Annotated in this window: 16 protein-coding genes; 5 read left to right on the top strand and 11 right to left on the bottom strand. The window is 54.1% G+C overall.

What is annotated here, in order from left to right; genetic code table 11:
- Positions 1 to 69: 69 nt before the first annotated feature.
- Complete coding sequence (locus K6K13_RS20775; RefSeq protein ID WP_222158657.1) at positions 70 to 969, top strand: EamA family transporter; 900 nt, start codon at positions 70 to 72, stop codon at positions 967 to 969.
- A gap of 64 nt (positions 970 to 1,033) precedes the next feature.
- Here K6K13_RS20775 and K6K13_RS20770 read toward each other — a convergent pair whose 3' ends face one another.
- The 3 genes from K6K13_RS20770 to K6K13_RS20760 all read right to left on the bottom strand — a co-directional run bounded on the left by K6K13_RS20770 (position 1,034) and on the right by K6K13_RS20760 (position 4,058).
- A complete protein-coding gene (locus tag K6K13_RS20770) occupies positions 1,034 to 1,939 on the bottom strand; it encodes a DoxX family protein (protein WP_222158656.1) in 906 nt (301 codons plus the stop codon).
- A gap of 138 nt (positions 1,940 to 2,077) precedes the next feature.
- The gene (locus tag K6K13_RS20765) at positions 2,078 to 2,719 is read right to left on the bottom strand and encodes a TetR/AcrR family transcriptional regulator (RefSeq protein WP_222158655.1); all 642 of its coding nucleotides are present in this window, start codon (positions 2,717 to 2,719) and stop codon (positions 2,078 to 2,080) included.
- A 154-nt stretch (positions 2,720 to 2,873) separates the two neighbouring features.
- Complete coding sequence (locus K6K13_RS20760) at positions 2,874 to 4,058, bottom strand: BaiN/RdsA family NAD(P)/FAD-dependent oxidoreductase (RefSeq protein WP_222158654.1); 1,185 nt, start codon at positions 4,056 to 4,058, stop codon at positions 2,874 to 2,876.
- Between the two features lie 271 nt (positions 4,059 to 4,329).
- Here K6K13_RS20760 and pitA point away from each other — a divergent pair, with 271 nt between their 5' ends.
- The gene (pitA, locus tag K6K13_RS20755) at positions 4,330 to 5,832 is read left to right on the top strand and encodes an inorganic phosphate transporter PitA (RefSeq protein WP_222158653.1); all 1,503 of its coding nucleotides are present in this window, start codon (positions 4,330 to 4,332) and stop codon (positions 5,830 to 5,832) included.
- Between the two features lie 92 nt (positions 5,833 to 5,924).
- On the opposite strand, the gene uspB is transcribed toward pitA, so the two are convergent.
- Positions 5,925 to 6,260 (bottom strand): universal stress protein UspB, encoded by a 336-nt coding sequence (uspB, locus tag K6K13_RS20750; RefSeq protein WP_222158652.1) that lies wholly within the window; start codon positions 6,258 to 6,260, stop codon positions 5,925 to 5,927.
- Positions 6,261 to 6,913: 653 nt separating this feature from the next.
- Here uspB and uspA point away from each other — a divergent pair.
- Together uspA and gdhA are read left to right on the top strand one after the other, a co-directional pair.
- Complete coding sequence (uspA, locus tag K6K13_RS20745; RefSeq protein ID WP_222158651.1) at positions 6,914 to 7,348, top strand: universal stress protein UspA; 435 nt, start codon at positions 6,914 to 6,916, stop codon at positions 7,346 to 7,348.
- Positions 7,349 to 7,782: 434 nt separating this feature from the next.
- Positions 7,783 to 9,123, top strand: a complete 1,341-nt coding sequence (gene gdhA / locus K6K13_RS20740) for an NADP-specific glutamate dehydrogenase (RefSeq protein WP_222158650.1) — start codon at positions 7,783 to 7,785, stop codon at positions 9,121 to 9,123.
- A gap of 358 nt (positions 9,124 to 9,481) precedes the next feature.
- Here gdhA and K6K13_RS20735 read toward each other — a convergent pair whose 3' ends face one another.
- Genes K6K13_RS20735 through K6K13_RS20720 form a run of 4 tightly spaced genes read right to left on the bottom strand, consistent with a single transcriptional unit; the run spans position 9,482 to position 14,343 of the window.
- Positions 9,482 to 10,729: an LVIVD repeat-containing protein gene (locus tag K6K13_RS20735; protein WP_222158649.1), complete on the bottom strand. Its 1,248-nt coding sequence runs from the start codon at positions 10,727 to 10,729 to the stop codon at positions 9,482 to 9,484.
- Between the two features lie 11 nt (positions 10,730 to 10,740).
- Positions 10,741 to 11,808, bottom strand: coding sequence for a sugar ABC transporter substrate-binding protein (locus K6K13_RS20730; protein WP_222158648.1), 1,068 nt, complete (start codon positions 11,806 to 11,808; stop codon positions 10,741 to 10,743).
- 22 nt (positions 11,809 to 11,830) lie between these two features.
- The gene (locus K6K13_RS20725) at positions 11,831 to 12,826 is read right to left on the bottom strand and encodes an ABC transporter permease (RefSeq protein WP_222158647.1); all 996 of its coding nucleotides are present in this window, start codon (positions 12,824 to 12,826) and stop codon (positions 11,831 to 11,833) included.
- Positions 12,823 to 14,343, bottom strand: a complete 1,521-nt coding sequence (locus K6K13_RS20720) for a sugar ABC transporter ATP-binding protein (protein WP_222158646.1) — start codon at positions 14,341 to 14,343, stop codon at positions 12,823 to 12,825. The genes K6K13_RS20725 and K6K13_RS20720 overlap by 4 nt, the downstream gene beginning before the upstream one ends.
- A 279-nt stretch (positions 14,344 to 14,622) precedes the next feature.
- On the opposite strand from K6K13_RS20720, the gene K6K13_RS20715 reads away from it, so the two are divergent.
- A complete protein-coding gene (locus K6K13_RS20715; protein WP_222158645.1) occupies positions 14,623 to 15,711 on the top strand; it encodes an oxidoreductase in 1,089 nt (362 codons plus the stop codon).
- 35 nt (positions 15,712 to 15,746) lie between these two features.
- Here K6K13_RS20715 and rsmJ read toward each other — a convergent pair whose 3' ends face one another.
- The 3 genes from rsmJ to K6K13_RS20700 all read right to left on the bottom strand — a co-directional run bounded on the left by rsmJ (position 15,747) and on the right by K6K13_RS20700 (position 19,090).
- Positions 15,747 to 16,511 carry a 16S rRNA (guanine(1516)-N(2))-methyltransferase RsmJ gene (gene rsmJ / locus K6K13_RS20710; protein WP_222158644.1) on the bottom strand — a complete coding sequence of 255 codons (765 nt, stop codon included), beginning with the start codon at positions 16,509 to 16,511 and terminating at the stop codon, positions 15,747 to 15,749.
- Positions 16,508 to 18,550: an oligopeptidase A gene (gene prlC, locus K6K13_RS20705; protein ID WP_222158643.1), complete on the bottom strand. Its 2,043-nt coding sequence runs from the start codon at positions 18,548 to 18,550 to the stop codon at positions 16,508 to 16,510. Before prlC ends, rsmJ begins: the two co-directional genes overlap by 4 nt.
- Before the next feature lie 225 nt (positions 18,551 to 18,775).
- Entirely contained in the window at positions 18,776 to 19,090 is a 315-nt protein-coding gene (locus tag K6K13_RS20700; RefSeq protein ID WP_222158642.1) for a DUF2623 family protein, read from the bottom strand.
- Between the last annotated feature and the right edge of the window lie 121 nt (positions 19,091 to 19,211).

Genomic DNA, 19,211 nt, shown 5'->3' with positions numbered 1-19,211 from the left:
TTGGTTGCGTGCTGTGGACGTGATTAATGGGTGTCGCCTTACTCCGTTTTATTCCGCCATGAGGTTGTGATGAGTCTTGCCAAACAAGGCATGTTATACGTGTTAATCGCCTCCATTCTGTGGGGCAGTTCTGGTGTTTGTGCTCAATACTTGATGGAGCACCTGCATATTTCCGCCGGTTGGTTGACGATGTCGCGCCTGCTGTTTTCCGGCATCATTCTGTTAATGCTCGGTTTCTTGCAAGGCCAGCCGGTTTTTAGCGTGTTCAGCGAGAAGAAAGAGGCCACCAAGCTCTTTATTTTCAGTCTGTGCGGTACGCTGACGGTGCAGTTTACCTTTTTGGTCACGATTGAAAAATCAAACGCGGCAACCGGGACTATCCTTCAGTTTCTCTCCCCAACGGTGATTGTCACCTGGTTTGCGCTGACGCGGAAAAAGTTGCCGGGTATGTTTGTGTGTGCCGCAATACTCACTTCGCTGGCGGGCACTTTTTTGCTGGTGACGCACGGTAATCCGACGTCGCTGTCGATCTCGCCTGCGGCGTTGATCTGGGGGATTGCTTCCGCCTTTGCTGCCGCTTTTTATTCTACCTACTCCTCGGGCCTGATATCCCGACACGGCACGTTGCTGGTGGTGGGGTGGAGCATGTTTATTGCAGGGGTATCGATGATGCCGTTCTTCCTGCTGCCGGAAGAGAACATTGCAGTTAACGGTCTGGGTCTGTTTGCCTTCTTCTATCTGATTATCGTGGGCACTGCCGTGACGTTTAGCCTGTATCTCAAGGGCGCATCGCTGATTGGCGGCCAGAAGGCCAGCATTCTTAGCTGCGCGGAGCCGCTGACCAGCGCAGTGCTATCCTTGTTGCTGTTGGGCATTACGTTTACGCTGCCGGATTGGCTTGGCACGCTGCTTATCCTTTCATCCGTGCTGCTGATTGCCATGGATGCCAAGGGGAAACTGCACCAATAAACGGCGGAGTAGTAATTCAGCGAAGGTTGCAAGATACCCCGCTCATGACGAGCGGGGGCGCGAATTATTTTTTCGCCATGGCGTCTTCCCGAGCTGCCTTACTCAGGCATAGCGGGATAAGAAATGAAGGCATCAGGTTACGACGAATTAACCAGTGATCCAGTGAGAATTTGCCACCGCCAGAGAGGGTGAAACTCCCGAAAAATACCAGTAACAACACTATATATTCCCATCCACCGTTGCTAAGGCCGCCGGATGCACGAATATTCCATGTGTACCCATTAAAGAAATGTCCGCCAAATTGATTAACGCTGAGAATATAAAGGAATCCACCCAGCCCCGCCAAGCGGGTCAGGAATCCGAACCCAACGCCAATAGCTAATGCGAGTTCACATAATCCTGCAAAAATCACATATCCAGCGGTATTTGAATGTAAACCATAGCGGATGAATGCCTGTTCCAGGTTCTGGAAAGATCCCATCCCCGCAAACAGTTTCTCTGTGCAGTGCCCGACTTCATTAAAAGCGAAATAAATGCGAACAATCGTCATTTGCCATTGTATGTCTCCGAGACCGCCATCTTTTTTATAATTTTTTTGATCGTTGCGCATACAATCAAAAAATTGTATAGCAAAAAAGAACATACCCACTGAGCTTATCGCCATCACGGGGGTGACGTTATTCATGGCACCAACACGCCAGGCAATGACGAAAGGTAACAATGACGTAAGGAAACCAACGGTGTAGTTTTTGGGCGTAACAGTGACACAAATGATAAAAGAGAGGAGCAAGAGTAAGACAGTGGAATATGCTGAAAAGTCAGGTAACTGTTTCGATATAAACCCACAATATATTGCAACCAGAAGTGCTAAAAGGACTAATCCTGAAATTAGTATATTTGGTACGAATCTGGGTTTTACATACTCAAGTTCTTCTATGATCTTCTTATTTCCGACTCTTTCACTTCCCATTTTAGACTCCTGATAAAGTAACACTTTATTACCGCTGTTGCCGAGTGGCTAACAGCGGTGGTTGAATATGATACATAAGGAAGGAAAAAGGCCGTTTAGCCTGCAATGGGTGTCAGCAATATTAATACTGACATTATTTTATTTTTTAGAGTCATCAAAAAAAGTATCCAACCCAATCTCAAATAATTCACCAAGATTTAATGGGCTGGAGGCACACAGCATGCCATTGTGTATCATCCCAATCCAATTCGATGCCAGCAACAAATGGGGATAACGAACAAGTCCGTCATTTTTTAGTTCACCCTCTTGTAAAGCCACATCCAACAGCGGCCGTAAAGCATCAATCAGCGGTTGATGCACTTCACGAACATAGGCCTCGGCAAGAGAGGGGAATCTGTCACTCTCAACAATAACCAATCTGGCTATTTGCGCGCGGCCCGACGATTCCAGCGTTTGCATGACGGGTAAAAGAACGCGCTTTAAATACTGTTTGATCGTTTCGTCTTGCCGACGGTGTCCACTTTGTAATTCAATGCGCGCCGTTGCTATGAACTCCTGCAATACACTTTCAAAAAGGCTCTCCTTTGTTTGAAAGTAGTTATACATTGAACCCTTGGCCACACCTGCCTTCTTACAGATATCGGCCACACGAGCATCAGAAAACCCCTGGTTTATGAACACGTCCAGCGCAGCAGCGATAATTTTTTTTCGTGTTTGCTCTGTTTTGTTCGTGCTGGGTCCACGACTTCTCTCTGTCTGGGGAGCTTCCTTTTCATCCATGACACTGTCCTCGGTTGGTGTATTCTTTTGATATAAATCATATTCGAATGTCAGTTACGTAATGAATCCACCGTCCCAATTTGCTGTTTTGCTTTATACATTACCTTTGTATGATGAGTAGGGTATGGGCAATCCGCTGTTATTTTGGCAGTAACTATAACGCCTGCGCACACGCCCACGCGGAACTCCACGCCCACTGGAAATTATAGCCGCCCAGCCAGCCGGTCACGTCCACCACTTCGCCGATAAAATAGAGGCCCGGCACGTTACTGGCCTCCAGGGTTTTCGACGATAGCTCACGCGTATCAACACCGCCTAAGGTGACTTCTGCGGTGCGGTAGCCTTCCGTACCATTGGGTTGCACTTGCCAGGCGTGCAGATTTTCCGTAAGTGCTGCGATCTGGGGGGATTGCAGTTGCTTAAGCGACAGTTCAGGCACTAATCCCAAGGTTTGCAGGCACTCGACCAAGCGTTTCGGCAGCCACAGCGCCAGCGTATTTTTCAGGCTCTGATTGGGGTGCGCCGCACGTTGCTCGGCCAGCAGCGCGCTGAGATCGTGCTGTGGCAACAGATTGATTGTCACCCATTCACCCGGTAGCCAATAGCTCGACAGTTGCAGAATGGCGGGTCCTGAAAGGCCGCGATGGGTAAACAGCAGGCTCTCTTTAAAGCTGACACCGTTTTTTGCTGTCACCACCACGGGCACGGAAACGCCGGACAGGGTCTGTATCTGTTCTAACAGTGGTTTATGCAGCGTAAACGGCACCAGCGCGGCGCGTGTGGGCAGTACCTTAAGGCCAAACTGTTGGGCGACCTGATAACCGAAGGGCGATGCGCCTAGTCCCGGCATGGAAAGCCCACCGCTGGCAATCACCACCTGTGGAACCGTGAGCGTGCCATTGGCAAAGGTGAGGGTGAATGCTGAGTCAGCCCGTTCAATACTCTGGAGTTCACTGCGTAGACGAAACTGCACGTTGCCGAGTTCGCATTCGCGCATCAGCATGTCCACAATCTGCTGCGCGCTGTCATCACAGAACAACTGCCCAAGGGTTTTCTCGTGATAGGCAATACCGTAACGATTGACCAGATCGATAAAATCCCACTGGGTGTAACGTGCCAGTGCGGATTTGCAAAAATGCGGATTTCCAGACAGGTAAGCCGCTGGTTCGGCGTACATGTTGGTGAAATTGCAACGGCCACCGCCCGACATCAATATTTTGCGACCCGGTTTTTTACCGTTATCCACTAGCAGAACGCGCAATCCGCGTTGTCCTGCCTGGGCGGCGCAAAACAGACCAGCAGCCCCTGCACCCACAATGACAACATCAAACGATTCCACAGTGCGTTCTCCTACCAGTGGCGATATAAAAAATAAGCATTTTTCCCGATAACCTACGGGCGGCTGATTGTAGTGTCAGGCACGAAGGGATGCCAGCGTAACAAAATGTATATTTATACAAGAATATATATTTTTTTGATTTTATTAAGATAAATCCGATCAATAGCCGAATTGGTCATCTTTTCGTCAAAAAAAGTCATATTTTCCTTTTCCCGTTTAGGCTTGTCGCAGATAATGCGCCGCGTTCATGACCACAAATGGCCTAACGCTTATGCTACATTTATTTACCGGGGTTGATTTTCATACCGGTCTGATGCTGATTTTGGCACTGGTATTTGTTCTGTTCTATGAAGCCATAAACGGCTTTCACGATACGGCGAATGCTGTTGCCACCGTTATATATACGCGCGCGATGCGGGCGGAATATGCGGTTGTCATGGCCGGACTGTTTAACTTTTTCGGCGTGATGCTAGGTGGGTTGAGCGTGGCTTATGCCATCGTGCATTTGCTGCCCACTGATTTGCTGCTTAACGTCAGTTCTGCGCACGGCCTGGCCATGGTGTTCTCCATGCTGCTGGCGGCGATTATCTGGAACCTGGGCACCTGGTACTTTGGCTTGCCGGCCTCCAGTTCCCACACCTTGATTGGTTCTATCATCGGGATTGGTTTGACCAACGCCCTGCTCACCGACACCTCTGTCGTGGATGCGCTCAACGTTCCCAAAATGATCAGTATTTTCCTGTCACTGATTCTGTCTCCGATTGTGGGGATGGTGGTCGCGGGCTTGGTGTTGTTTGTGCTGTTGCGCTTTTGGAATAGCAACAAGAAACGTAAACGCGTTCACTTAACGCCAGCCGATCGTGAAAAGCTGGATGGCAAACGTAAGCCGCCGTTCTGGACGCGTACAGCGCTGATTATCTCCGCTATTGGCGTCAGCTTCTCCCACGGCGCTAACGATGGTCAGAAAGGTATTGGCCTGATTATGCTGGTGCTGATTGGCGTTGCGCCTGCTGGCTTTGTTGTCAACATGAGCGCTTCTGGCTATGAGATCAGCCGCACGCGTGATGCGGTTGTCAATTTGCAGGAGTTCTATCAGCAGCACGGCGATGCGCTCAAACATGTTATCGACCTCTCTACGCCGGTACCGGCGACAGAAACGGTGTTGCCTGATAATGGCGTTAAAGAGTTCCACTGCGACAGTTCGCGCGTGATGATCGCCATCGAACGTTCACTGGGCCTGCTGAATAACCTGAAGAGTTATGATCAGTTGAATGCCGAGGATCGCGGTCGCGTGCGTCGCTTACTGATGTGCATCGCGGATACCATGGACAAGGTGGCAAAATTGCCGGAAACCACGTCGGAAGACCGCCGCTATCTGAACAACCTGCGTCAGGATATGCTGAAAACCGTTGAGTACGCGCCGTTATGGATTATCGTTGCCGTCGCATTGGCGCTCTCATTGGGCACTATGGTGGGCTGGCGTCGCGTCGCGGTTACTATCGGCGAGAAGATCGGTAAACGTGGCATGACCTACGCGCAAGGGGTGTCTGCTCAGGTCACGGCGGCGCTGTCAATTGGTGTGGCGAGCTATACCGGTATGCCGGTGTCCACCACCCATGTGCTCTCCTCTGCGGTCGCGGGCACCATGATCGTGGATGGCGGCGGCGTACAGGGTAAAACGGTTAAGAACATCCTGTTGGCATGGGTGTTTACGCTGCCGGTTTCTCTGGTGATGTCCGGCGTGCTGTATTGGTTGGCGCTGAAATTGATTTAATCCGTCAGGATTGATACTGCACCTAATAAAAGGCGATTCGAGAGAATCGCCTTTTATATTTCTCGATTGCACATGGTTAAGTACCCAATCGCTCAATACCAAATCATCATGGACAGCAAACTTACCAGTATCAGCCCGCACAGTGCGGAGGTCAGCATAAACTGGCCTCGTACTCGCTCACAGCGGCGCATAAACGCTTCATCGTGGTGCTCCAGATAGCGCTGTGCGTAAATGTAGCGAACCAGCCGAATCTGCTTACTGGGTTGTCCGTGGGAAGTGAAAAATCCTCCGCCATCCACATACTGGTACAACAGCGGGTCGCAATCGCGCAGGATCGTCAGCAGTACGCGCAAAGAAGAATAATAGCGCGCCATGTTGATGACACAGACGATGCACAAGGCCCAGAAAAGCGCAAATGTACTGATCATGCTCCCCTCCCGGATTATGTTATTCGTCAGAACGAGGATGTGGTGAACATCCTACGGCGTTTCTGCGAATCGTTTTGCCACACGTTCATTACGCGATTTTATTAAGCGGGCGAAGAAAGGGTAAATCGCCCTTATCTTTTGCTCTACCGGGCGGTATGCAGTACGGTAATCGAAAGACCTCAAGCACCGCAACGGAACACCGCTCGACTCACCCAGAATGAGAGGCTCAACAACCGAATGGCACGTTGATATCCCCCTCACTGTTATTGTAGAAGAGGAAAACAGATTTTTGCCACAGAGTGACCGATATCAAATAATTTTGACGATTTTCCCTACTCTTTTTCCCGGTTTTGTAGCGGATTGTCGCGAATCCAGACGTGATAGGGAGCCGTTTCTACTACACTTATCAATGAGTACGAGAATTTTACGGTCAGATTGCCGCTCCCGTGAGCCGTTGTGCAATAATCGCTTGTACGTAGCGCGGACGCTGTGCGGGTTATCGCGCAAAATGCGGTAAATATGTGGCGGTGTGATCTGCTGAACATAACAAAAATCGGCAGGGGTGGTATTCTATAGCCAAGCCGTTAAGTATCAGATTAGCAGGCGGAAAAATCTGCTGAACCATTAATGTGTCTTTACGGAAGGAGCTTATTATGGCTTATAAACATATCCTGATTGCTGTTGACCTTTCTCCAGAAAGTAAAGTGTTAGTGGAAAAGGCGGTCTCGATGGCAAGGCCGTGCAATGCCAAAGTCTCGTTGATCCATGTCGACGTCAATTACTCCGATCTCTACACCGGCCTGATTGACGTGAATCTGGGCGACATGCAGCAGCGTATTTCTGAAGAAACGCAAAACGCGTTGACCGATCTCTCTAAAAACGCCGGTTATCCGATCACGGAAACCTTGAGTGGCAGTGGCGATCTTGGGCAGGTATTGGTGGATGCTATCAAGAAATATGATGCTGACCTGGTGTTATGTGGGCACCATCAGGACTTCTGGAGCAAGCTGATGTCTTCCGCGCGTCAACTGATCAACACCGTGCATGTGGACATGCTGATCGTTCCGTTGCGTGATGACGAAGAGTAACACCCTCGTTCTCTCCCCGGTTAAGGCCGGGGAGCCTTTTCAGTCAGTGCATTTTTTTGCAAATTGACCGATTTTTTAGTCGATCGCATTTTTTTACCTCCCCTCTGCAAACCGCTTTTTTGTGCACTGAATTGCGCTTTCTTTTGTTATATAACAGAAACTTATGACCTTTTTTTGTCATTTTCCATGTAAAAATAAGTGCCTATCTCATTGGTTTTTAAGCATATAAAACGTTAAAAAACGCTTGCTTGAATATCCACCAGCAGTGCTATAGTCGAAGCGGCACAACATCATTCAACCGCGATCCCACAGGCTTTTAACGTGCATAACTTTCACCGTTTTCACGCGGCCAGGCACTTTGCTGCGCGTGAAAGGGTGCGAGATAAAAAAAGCACAGTCCACCGGACGCTTTTTCTTTTTTGCAGGAGTTGGTAATGGCTCAATTAGTCTCTCTGGAAAGTTTTCTCAATCAGGTTCAGAAGCGCGATCCGCATCAGCCGGAGTTTTCTCAGGCGGTCAGGGAAGTTTTCTCTACCCTGTGGCCGTTTCTGGAACAGAACCCGCGCTATGCAGAGCAAAGCCTGCTGGAACGCCTGGTCGAGCCAGAGCGTGTTATCCAGTTTCGTGTTGCCTGGACTGATGATAAAGGTCAGGTGCAGGTCAACCGCGCCTGGCGCGTGCAGTTCAGTTCCGCCATTGGCCCGTATAAAGGCGGGATGCGTTTCCACCCTTCGGTGAACCTCTCAATCCTCAAATTTCTCGGTTTCGAGCAAACCTTTAAAAACTCACTGACCACGCTGCCGATGGGCGGTGGTAAAGGCGGTTCCGATTTCGATCCCAAGGGTAAGAGCAATGGCGAAGTCATGCGCTTCTGTCAGGCACTGATCGCGGAACTGTATCGCCATTTGGGGCCGGACACCGACGTACCTGCTGGTGATATCGGCGTGGGCGGTCGTGAAGTGGGCTTTATGACCGGGATGATGAAAAAGCTGACCAACAACACCGCGTGTGTGTTTACCGGTAAAGGGCTCTCTTTTGGCGGCAGCCTGATTCGCCCGGAAGCGACAGGGTATGGGTTGGTCTATTTCACGCAGGCGATGCTGGAGCGTCACGGCCTTGGGTTTGAGGGCATGCGTGTTGCCGTCTCTGGGTCCGGTAACGTGGCGCAGTATGCCATTGAAAAAGCGTTGTCTCTGGGCGCGCGCGTGATTACCGCTTCGGATTCTAACGGTACGGTGGTGGATGAAGCGGGCTTTACGCCGGAGAAGCTGGCGTTGCTGGCGGATATCAAAAACCAACGCTATGGCCGTGTGGAAGATTATGCGCGCGAAGCGGGTCTCACGTACCTGCCAGGGCAAACGCCGTGGAACGTGCCGGTAGACATCGCACTGCCGTGCGCTACGCAAAATGAGCTGGACCTGACCAGTGCCAAGACGCTGATTGCTAACGGCGTGAAAGCCGTGGCGGAAGGGGCCAATATGCCGACCACGATTGAGGCGACGGACGCCTTCCTGGAAGCCAACGTGCTGTTTGCGCCGGGCAAAGCCGCAAACGCTGGTGTCGCGACCTCAGGGCTGGAAATGGCGCAGAATGCGGCGCGTATGGGCTGGAAAGCGGAGAAAGTGGATGCGCGTTTGCACCACATCATGCTGGATATTCACCATGCGTGCGTGGATTTCGGCGGCGAAGGTCAATACACCAACTACGTGCGCGGCGCGAACATCGCGGGCTTTGTGAAAGTGGCGGATGCGATGCTGGCGCAGGGCGTGGTGTGACGATATCGCCTCGTGAGGCTATCCCCGTTTAGATTTGAACGGGGATTTCTGTCGGTTCCGTGAAGGTTTCGTGCGCGTTAACCAACATGGATTTCTGCAACCGTTGCAGCACGCGCCCGACACGAGGCGCTCAATCGCCGCCGCCTCGTGACTCCAGGCTTTTCGCGATAAATCACGCCGCTACGCGGTGCCTTCGGCGTTTGTGCCCGCTGTTCGGGCCTCTAGCGACGCGCTCCCGGCGCGGCGCTAGCTTTCGCGGCATCCATGCCGCTCACCCGGCGGTCACGCCCACCTCAGCGTGATGTTTTACGCGAGTAAAAGTCAAAGATGAAAACCTGTGCTACCCGGTCGATGCGTATTACCCCAAATACTCGATAATCGAGAGCCCACCGTTGTAATCCGTGCTGTAAATAATGCCCTGTGCATCCACAAACACATCACAGGACTGAATGACGCGTGGGCGACCCGGGCGGGTATCCATCATTTTCTCCGGCGCAGCAGGCACCAGCGCGCCGGTTTCTACGGGACGATACGGGTTGCTGATATCGTAAGCGCGTACGCCTGCGTTCTGGTAGGTGGCGAAAATCAGCGTTGAACTGATAAAGCTGCCTGGCCGGTTCTCGTGCAGGTTATGCGGCCCGAAGTGCGCACCTTTGGCCACGTAATCCACTTCATCCGGCTGCGGAAAGGTGGAAATGCTGACCGGATTGCTCGGTTCGCGAATATCGAACAGCCAGATCAGCTTCTCGCCATCCTCCTGATTGTCCAGCACTGCCTCATCCAGTACCACCAGCAGATCGCGATCCGGCAACGGCAGCGCGGTGTGGGTACCGCCGCCGAATGGCGGGCTCCAGTTGCGGTGGCTAATGAGCTGCGGCTGATGGCGATCGCTCACGTCCAGCAGCGTCAGGCCACCGTCACGCCAACTGGCGTAAGCGGTATCGCCGCTGATAATCGCGTGGTGCAGCGCAAAGCGTTTCCCTTCCGGCCAATTGGGGGTTTCGCCTGCGGCGCTGTGCATACCCGGCAACCACCAGCGCCCGGCCACTTCCGGTTTACGCGGATCGGCAAGATCGATGGTCAGGAAGATATAATCACTAAAACCGTCCAACAGGGCGGAGACGTAGGCCCAACGCCCACCGACGTACCAAATACGGTGAATACCAATGCCGTTCAGCGGCAGAAAGCCGATTTCACGCGGCGTGTCCGGCGTTGAGATATCAAACACCCGCAGTCCGGCGCTCCAGCCTCTGTCTTGCACGTCACTCACCGTATCGGCAACGGAGCGCGTGTAATAGACCTTTTCATCGGCAAAGCGGGTATCGGCAAACAGATCGCGTGCGTTAATCACCAGCAGTAGATCGTCATGCGCCTGCAAGTGCACATTCCAGGTACCGGGCGGGGCGGGTACATAGCCTGCCGCTCTGGGATTTTTCGCATCGCGCACATCGACGATGGAGAACCCCTGCGACACCATGTGCCCGATATAGGCGTAGCCACGATGGACCATCACTTGTACACCGTCTGGCCGACCCCCCTGATCGCTATGCCCGATTAACCGCATATTGCGGCTGTAATCGGGCTGCGGCAGTTCCTGCTTTGCCATGCTGCGGTTCCTTATTTTTTCTGTTTGGCTTCAAGTGTTGCGAACCACGGGGCAATGAAATCATCGCTCTGGCCCCAGCCGGGAATAATGTTGCCGAGTGAAGCGACGTTAACCTGTCCCGGCTGGCTCACCAGCAGCGCCTGTGGAATGGTAGCGGCTTTGAAATCATAGGTTGCCGGGGTAGGTTCGCCTGCAATCTTGTTGGCAATCAGGCGCACGTTGGTGGCACCGATCAGTTTCGGGTCAACCGCCACGCTGACTTTCCACGGGCTGTTGGCTTCGCGCATCAGTTGCACGTCCTGGTTAGAGATATCGATGCTGTAGAGTTTGATTTCGGTGCGGCCATTCTCTTTCAGTGCTTTGTAAGCGCCCTGGCTGAAGGCATCCCAGGTGCCCCAGATGGCGTCGATTTTACCTTTCGGGTATTTCGCCAACACGGCACCCACTTTGTTAGCGGTGTCACCCTGTACGTCGGAAGAGACCGCACCAATGGACTCCAGCTCTTTAATGCCGGGGTGGTCTTTCAGGATGTTTTGATAGGCAGCCTGACGGCGCTCCATCGGCGGGAACCCGGCGACCCACAGCTTGATGATGTTGGCCTGACCGCTGAAATCTTTCACCAGTTGGCCGAAGGAGAGGTCGGTCAGTGACGCGTCATCCTGCTGAGTCACGGTCACGCCGTTAATGGTGCCATTGACGGCGGTATCGAAGGTGGACACCGCAATGCCGCTGTCAACGATGCGCTGAACCAGCGCAGTCGAGTACGGATCGCGGCCCTGAGACAGGATAATCCCGTCATACTTCTGGCTGATGGCCTGATTGACGAAATCCTGAAAGCGGGCGTCATCGCCGTTGCTCAGGAAGGTATTGACGGTGAACCCCAGTTTCTTCCCTTGCTGGATGGCTCCCGCAATAAATTGGGTGGTGTTATCGTCGGATCCAAGGTTACGGATAACGGCGATGCGAATCGGTCCGTCGTGTTTGGCGATAGCGTCCGGCACGGGGGCAGGTGTGGCGGCAAAGGTGGGGGCGATGGTCAGCAGGCTCAGCGCCAGCAGTGAAAACGTCAATTTCTTCATTATAGTTTCCTGTCTTTCGGGATTAACGGCGTTGAACGTAAGTGATTGCCAGGGCGGCGGCCAGCACCAGCCCTTTGATAATGTCCATGGCGTAATAGGGAACAGAGAGCATCACCAGCCCGTTCTGCAATACGCCGAGGATCACGGCCCCGACCAGCGTACCCAATGCGTTAGGTTTGCCAGAGCCAGCGAGTGAAAAACCGATCCAGGCCGCGGCCACGGCATCCATCAGGTAACCGCTACCGGCGTTGACCTGGGATGAGCCGATGCGCGATGCCAGTAAAATACCGCCCAATCCTGCCAACAGTGAGGCGAGGATATAGGCCGCCACGCGGTAACGGGTGGTACGGATGCCGGAAAGCCGTGCGGCTTCAGCGTTACCGCCGATGGCATACATGCGGCGACCGTGTTTGGTCAATGACAGGCCCAGCTGTGCCACCACGGTGACAGCCAGCATGATAATCACAATGGTCGGCACTTGACCGAGCAGTGAGAAAGCGTCAGGGATAATGCCTTCTGCCATCTCCCCGCTGGGTAGCACCATATTTTGCGTGATGGAGCCACCGTAGCTGTAGGTCATCGCGACGCCCTGAATCACGAACAGGCTGGCAAGTGTTGCTAACATGTCGGGGATTTTCAGTACCACGATGAGAAAAGCATTAAACAGGCCGACCAGCGTACACAGCAGCAGTGTGACCAAAATCGCTTCCGTGGTGCCAAAGCCGTGCCAAACAAACAGCGAAATCACCAGTGCGTTAGCCAGCGAGGCGGTAGAGCCCACCGAGAGATCGAACCCACCCACCGTGAGTGAGATGGAGACGCCAATGGCGATCACTGTAACGATGGCAATCGAGCGCAGAATATTGATGATATTGTACGGATCGAGAAAGTTGTCGGAGGCGACACCAAACAGCGCGATCAGCGCGATCACTGTCAGCAGCATTCCCCATTTGTAGAGAAAATCAAACAGCTGTTGGCGGCCCGAAACTGTCGCCTTAAGGGAAAGTGCTTTGCTCACGCAGGGGTTCCTCCGGTGGAGTAAAGTAAAAGGGTTTCTTCGCTGGCTTTGCGGCCATCCAGTTCTGCCACAATGCGGCCATCCCACAGCACGCAAATGCGATCGCACAGCCCGACCAGTTCAGCGAATTCGCCGGAGGCGTAAATCACGCCTTTGCCTTCGCGAGCCAGTTGGTCGATTAAAAGAAAGAGATCGGTTTTGGCTTTTACATCAACGCCTTTGGTTGGCTCATCAAAGATCAGTACATCGGCATCGTTGCGCAGCCATTTGCCAATCGCGACCTTCTGCTGGTTGCCGCCTGACAGGCGACGCAGCGTCTGTGCTGGCCCGGTGGTTCGCACGCCGAGACGTGAGATGATCTCCTGTGCCCAGCGCCATGCGCGCCGATGATTAAAAAGACTCCAGCGGGAAAAGCTGTCGTCGGCGCTGATGCTCAGGTTCATCGCCACCGACTCGTCAATAAAAATGCCTTCTTTGCGGCGCTCTTCTGGCACCAGAGCAATGCCAGCGGCGACGGCATCCGCCGGCGTGGTCGGCTGCCAGGGCTTGCCGCGCAGTTCGCCGGACCGCACGCGGCTGGCATTGGCGCCAAACAGCGCTTTGCACAGTTCGGTTTTCCCCGCGCCAGCCAGCCCGGCAATGCCAAGAATTTCGCCGCCGCGCAACTGCAACGAGATATCGTGCAGCCGTGTATTGTCATGCAGACCGTCAATCGCCAGCAGTGCCTTACCGGTTATCGTCGGGCGGCGTGGCGGATAGATATCATTCAACGCATGACCGAGCATCTTTTCGACGATCGCTTCGCCGCTTAGCCCGTCCATTGGACTGCTTTCAATCAGGCGACCATCGCGTAATACCGTCATGCGATCGCAAATCGCTTTTAGCTCATGAATACGGTGCGAGATAAACACCACGCCGATACCGCTGTGCTGCAAGCGTCGCACCACGTTGAACAGGCGCTCACTTTCATGCTGATCGAGCGGTGCCGTGGGTTCATCAAGGATCAGGAAGCGACAATGGTGGGAGAGGGCACGTGCCAAGAGAATCTGCTGTTTTTCGGCCAGTGAGCATTGCTCGATGCGGCGACGCACGTCCAGATCGACACCCAACAGAGCCAGTACGTTGCGCGCACTGTGGCGGATGTGTTGCCAGCGATAGCGATGCCCCGGCTCTGCCAATTGATCGAGCATAATATTTTCCGCCACGCTCAGGCCTGGTACTAACGCGACGTCGACTTCCTGTTGTACCAGATGGATGCCAAGTTGCTTGGCCTGTCGCGGTGAGCGAATCTCAACGGGTTTTCCGTCGATGACAACGGTTCCCTGATAGTGCTCATGCGCACCGGAAAGTACCGCCATCAACGTGGATTTGCCTGCGCCATTGGCACCGGTCAGCGCGTGGATAGAGCCGCCTTCCAGCGTGAAATCGACCTGCGTCAGCGCAGCGAAGCCGGAAAAGGCAATGGAAATCCCACGCATTTCCAGTTTGTGTGGCGTTGGCCGATGTGTGTGTGTCATGGCGGTTATCCCAGGAAAAAAGACATCTGATCGGCCAGATCTTTCACGGGGTGATAACGCCTGGCAATGAACGAAAACACATAAGATAAAGCAAAATGTTATTAGCCGTCCAGATGTCCAGACGTAACATGAAGATAATTCATAAAACAGACGCTTACAACGCAACATGAAAAAAATGCATCATGATGCTTTCGATGTTTATAGCCATCCAGAAGTCTGTTTGTGGTAAGGTAGTGATCATTCACCGATGACAGTCAACACACAACAGGACGTAGCATCATGACCAGCACGGCAATTCGCGTGGTAACCGGCCCCGCCAACTATTACTCCTACCCCGGCGCATTGCAGGAGCTGGAAACCCTTTATACCCCGGCACAGCTGGGAAGCGCCGTCTGGATTTATGGTGAACGGGCGATTGCGGCAGCTACCTCGTTTTTGCCTGCGGCATTCACCCTGGCCGGTGTAAAGCACATTGCTTTTGGCGGCCATTGCAGCGAAAGCGCGGTGGCGCAACTCTGTGCACAAGCGGGTGACGATCGTCAGGTGGTGATCGGTGTCGGTGGCGGTGCGCTGTTGGACACGGCTAAAGTGGTGGCGCGTCGCCTCGGTTTACCGCTGGTGGCTATCCCTACCATCGCCGCGACCTGTGCCGCCTGGACGCCGCTTTCCGTGTGGTATAACGATGAAGGTCAGGCGCTGCGTTTTGAAATTTTCAACGATGCCAACCATCTGGTGCTGGTGGAGCCCACTATCATTCTGCGCGCGCCGCAGGAATACTTGCTGGCAGGGATCGGCGATACGCTGGCGAAATGGTATGAGGCGGTGGTGTTGAGCCCACAGCCGGAAAACCTGCCGCTGACGGTGCGTTTGGGGATTGAAGCTGCGCTCTCTATTCGTAATGTGCTGCTTAATAGCAGCGAGCAGGCGCTGGCCGATCAACGGCGTGGCGAACTGACGCAGGCCTTCCTTGATGTGGTCGATGCGATTATCGCTGGTGGTGGTATGGTCGGCGGCTTAGGTGAACGCTACACCCGCGTGGCAGCGGCGCATGCGGTGCATAACGGGCTGACCACCTTACCGCAAACCGAGCGTTTCCTGCACGGCACCAAAGTGGCTTATGGCATTCTGGTGCAGAGTGAACTGCTCGGGCAGCGCGACGTGACCGAGCAACTGATCGCGGCGTTTGCGCGTTTCAACCTGCCCACCAGCCTGAAGGCGCTGGGTGTTGATATCCATAATCACGCCGATGTGGAGAAAGTGATTGCGCGCACGCTGGCACCGTTCGAATCGATCCACGCGCTGTCTGTGCCGCTGAGTGCAGAAAGCCTGCGTGGTGCCATCGAGCGGGTTGAGGCGTTGTCGGCGTAAGGTTGCTGAGTGGTCTGTCAGGGACTAACAAGCGCTCATGTATGAGCGCTTAACTGCAGCGGCAAATAAAAATCAAAGCGGTGGCTTTTGGTGGTCAGCATCGATTGGGCGGCAATGCCTGCCAGCCGCGGAGCGTAGTCGGGGCGCTTTACCACCACGCGCTTTTTCGCCAACGCCCGCGCGGGAGCCAGTAGGTCATCCGCATCGTCGTCCGCGCCCACCAGTGATTGAAACACCCGCATCTCTTTCTTTACCAGCGCACTTTTTTGCCGATGAGGAAACATGGGATCGAGATAGACCACATCCGGTGGCGGTGTGATATCGCTCAGGGCTGTGTGGCTTGAGGCATGAATCAGCGTCAATCTTTCGCGCAGCCACGTGCCTATCTCGGCATCTTCATAACCGCGGCGCAAGCCATCGTCGAGCAGTGCGGCAACGACCGGGTTACGTTCCAGCATGCGTACACGGCAGCCTAATGAGGCCAGCACAAACGCGTCACGGCCCAACCCGGCGGTAGCATCCACGACGTCCGGCAGATAATCTTTTTTGATACCGACCGCTTTGGCAACCGCTTCACCGCGTCCGCCGCCAAAGCGACGGCGGTGGGCCATTGTGCCAGAGGCGAAATCGACATAGATAGCGCCGAGCTTCTCTTCATCCTGTTTGCGCAGTTCCAGACGTTCTGGCGTGAGCACCAGCGCCAGCGTCGCGGCGGGATCGTCCTGCAATCCCCAGCGTGCCGCTAATGCATCAAGGGCGCCTCTATCGGCGCCCCCTTCTGTCAGCAGGCTGATGTTCACCCTTTAATGCCATAGTGGTGCAGCATGGCATCCAGCTGTGGTTCACGGCCACGGAAGCGCTTGAACAGATCCATCGGCGCTTCGGAACCGCCGCGCGACAGAATGTTATCCAAGAAAGACTGGCCAGTGGTGCGGTTGAAAATGCCTTCCTCTTCAAAGCGCGAGTAAGCGTCTGCCGCCAGAACATCCGCCCACAGGTAGCTGTAGTAGCCTGCGGCATAGCCGCCTGCGAAGATATGGCTGAAGGCGTGCGGGAAGCGATTCCAGCTTGGGCTCGGCACGACGGCAACCTTGGCTTTGACATCGGACAGTGTCGGCAGAATTTGTGCCCCTTTTGCTGGATCGTATTCCGCATGCAGACGGAAATCGAACAGGCCGAACTCAAGCTGGCGCAGGATAAACAACGCTGCCTGATAGTTTTTGGCCGCCAGCATTTTGTCCAACATGGCTTGCGGCAATGGTTCGCCGGTTTCATAGTGACCGGAAATAAACGCCAACGCTTCCGGCTCCCAGCACCAGTTTTCCATAAACTGGCTTGGTAGTTCGACGGCATCCCATGGCACACCGCTGATGCCAGCCACCCCAGCGGTATCGATCTGCGTCAGCATATGGTGCAGGCCGTGACCAAATTCATGGAACAGGGTGGTGACTTCATCGTAGGTGAACAGCGCGGGTTTGCCGCTGACCGGACGGTTGAAGTTACATACCAGATAGGCCACCGGTTTTTGCAGCTCACCGTTGCTCTTGCGCAGGCGTCCCGCGCAGTCATCCATCCAGGCACCGCCGCGCTTGTGTTCGCGTGCATAGAGATCGAGGTAGAAGCTGCCGCGCAGCTCGCCGCTTTCATCAAACAGGTCGAAGAAGCGCACTTCGGGATGCCACACGTCTACGTCGTGGCGCTCTTTGGCGGTAATGCCGTAAATGCGTTTCACCACTTCAAACAGCCCTTCAACCACGCGCTGCTCTGGGAAATAAGGGCGCAGTTGCTCGTCGCTGATGGTGTAGAGGTGCTGCTTTTGCAATTCGCTGTAGTAAGTGATGTCCCACGGTTGCAGTTCGTCAGCGCCATGATGCGCTTTGGCGAAGGCGCGCAGCTGTGCCAACTCCGCTTTCCCTTGTGGACGAGCGCGCGTTGCCAGATCGTTGAGGAAATCCAGCACCTGCTGTGGGTTTTCTGCCATTTTGGTGGCAAGGGATTTATCCGCGAAGCTGCCAAAGCCCAACAGTTGTGCCAGTTCATGGCGCAGCGCCAGCTCCTCGGCCATCACCTCGCTGTTATCCCATTTACCCGCATTCGGCCCCTGATCGGAGGCGCGGGTTGCATAGGCGCGATACATCTCTTCACGCAGCGCCTGATTGACGCAGTAGGTCATGACTGGCAGGTAACTGGGGATATCCAGCGTCAGCAGCCAACCTTCCAGCCCTTTCGCCTCGGCTTGTGCAGCGGCGGCGGCCAGCGCGCTTTCCGGCATCCCTTCAAGCTGCGCAACGTCAGTGATGTGCTTATTCCAACCCATGGTGGCGTCGAGCACGTTGTTGCTGTACTGCGCACCCAGTTCAGACAGGCGCGCGGCAATTTCGCCATAGCGTTTCTGTTTTTCCGGCGGCAAACCGATACCGGACAGTTCGAAGTCACGCAGCGCATTATCCACCGCTTTTTTCTCCGCGAGGCTCAATGCCGCGTAGTGGGCCCCTTCTTTCAGGTCGCGATACGCCTGATACAGCCCGGTGTGTTGTCCAACCCAGGTGCTGTATTCAGAGAGCAGCGGCAAACATTGCTCATAGGCAGTACGCAGCTCAGGGCTATTTTTCACGGCATTGAGGTGGCCGATCGGGGAAAACAGACGACCCAAACGATCGTCGCTCTCTGCCAGCGGTTGACACAGATTTTCCCAGGTGAACGGTGCACCCTGCGCGACGACGCGCTCAACCGCACTGCGGCAGTCTGCCAGCGCAGACTGAACGGCGGGGACGATGTCATCAATGTTAATGGCGGAAAACGGGGGCAGGGTAAACGGGGTCAATAATGGATTCGTCATATCACGGTCCTATCGTTATGTGTCAGCCAGCGATAAGGGCAGTCGCGCGAGCGCTGGCAAAAAAAGCGAATTATTGATTAACATGAGGCCAGAAAGGGCAAAAATCAATGAACGGGGGAAAATTCCCTGAGCATGCCGAGATTGCGCCTGGCGCGCAAGTTAGCGCGCCGGGCGCAGAGGGCTCACTGCGGCGTTGCGGGCGGTATGAAGTGAGTGGTGCTGTGTTTAGGCTCGGGTACGTACCGCTTCGTTGCTCCCCGGCGTATCGTAACCGGCATAAAAATAGACCACGGTTTGTGGATTACCGTATTCACTAAAAAACTCGGCGATACGGTCACGCTCCAGCCCATAGCGCCGTGAAAGCAGGCCCGCCTCAAACGCGGCTTTTTGCCGATCGCCTACCGCCTCCGCCAGGTTATACGCGTAGCCACAGATATAACCACGTCGATATTCGAGACCGTGGTGCTGAATTTCGCTCAGGGGTTGTGGCGTTTGGGCCTTAAGCCCATCCATAACGCCATCGCTAAAGGGGTTTGCCATGATGTTCTCCACTCACTACCGCTATATATTTAATAATATAACGATCGATCGACCCTTTCGGCAAGGGGATTGCGTTATGGTTTTCCGGTGATATTTTCTGCGGCAGAACGTTTATACTGTG

Origin of the sequence: Symbiopectobacterium purcellii (assembly GCF_019797845.1) — a bacterium.
GTDB classification, from domain to species: Bacteria; Pseudomonadota; Gammaproteobacteria; order Enterobacterales; family Enterobacteriaceae; genus Symbiopectobacterium; species Symbiopectobacterium purcellii.
The sequence above is the reverse complement of the archived record's forward strand: the minus strand, read 5'-3'. Positions and strand labels throughout refer to the sequence as shown.

Coding starts and splice junctions, on each gene's coding strand:
- K6K13_RS20775 (WP_222158657.1), top strand. CDS start 70: ATGAGTCTTGCCAAACAAGGCATGTTATACGTGTTAATCGCCTCCATT.
- K6K13_RS20770 (WP_222158656.1), bottom strand. CDS start 1,939: ATGGGAAGTGAAAGAGTCGGAAATAAGAAGATCATAGAAGAACTTGAG.
- K6K13_RS20765 (WP_222158655.1), bottom strand. CDS start 2,719: ATGGATGAAAAGGAAGCTCCCCAGACAGAGAGAAGTCGTGGACCCAGC.
- pitA (WP_222158653.1), top strand. CDS start 4,330: ATGCTACATTTATTTACCGGGGTTGATTTTCATACCGGTCTGATGCTG.
- uspB (WP_222158652.1), bottom strand. CDS start 6,260: ATGATCAGTACATTTGCGCTTTTCTGGGCCTTGTGCATCGTCTGTGTC.
- uspA (WP_222158651.1), top strand. CDS start 6,914: ATGGCTTATAAACATATCCTGATTGCTGTTGACCTTTCTCCAGAAAGT.
- gdhA (WP_222158650.1), top strand. CDS start 7,783: ATGGCTCAATTAGTCTCTCTGGAAAGTTTTCTCAATCAGGTTCAGAAG.
- K6K13_RS20735 (WP_222158649.1), bottom strand. CDS start 10,729: ATGGCAAAGCAGGAACTGCCGCAGCCCGATTACAGCCGCAATATGCGG.
- K6K13_RS20730 (WP_222158648.1), bottom strand. CDS start 11,808: ATGAAGAAATTGACGTTTTCACTGCTGGCGCTGAGCCTGCTGACCATC.
- K6K13_RS20720 (WP_222158646.1), bottom strand. CDS start 14,343: ATGACACACACACATCGGCCAACGCCACACAAACTGGAAATGCGTGGG.
- K6K13_RS20715 (WP_222158645.1), top strand. CDS start 14,623: ATGACCAGCACGGCAATTCGCGTGGTAACCGGCCCCGCCAACTATTAC.
- prlC (WP_222158643.1), bottom strand. CDS start 18,550: ATGACGAATCCATTATTGACCCCGTTTACCCTGCCCCCGTTTTCCGCC.
- K6K13_RS20700 (WP_222158642.1), bottom strand. CDS start 19,090: ATGGCAAACCCCTTTAGCGATGGCGTTATGGATGGGCTTAAGGCCCAA.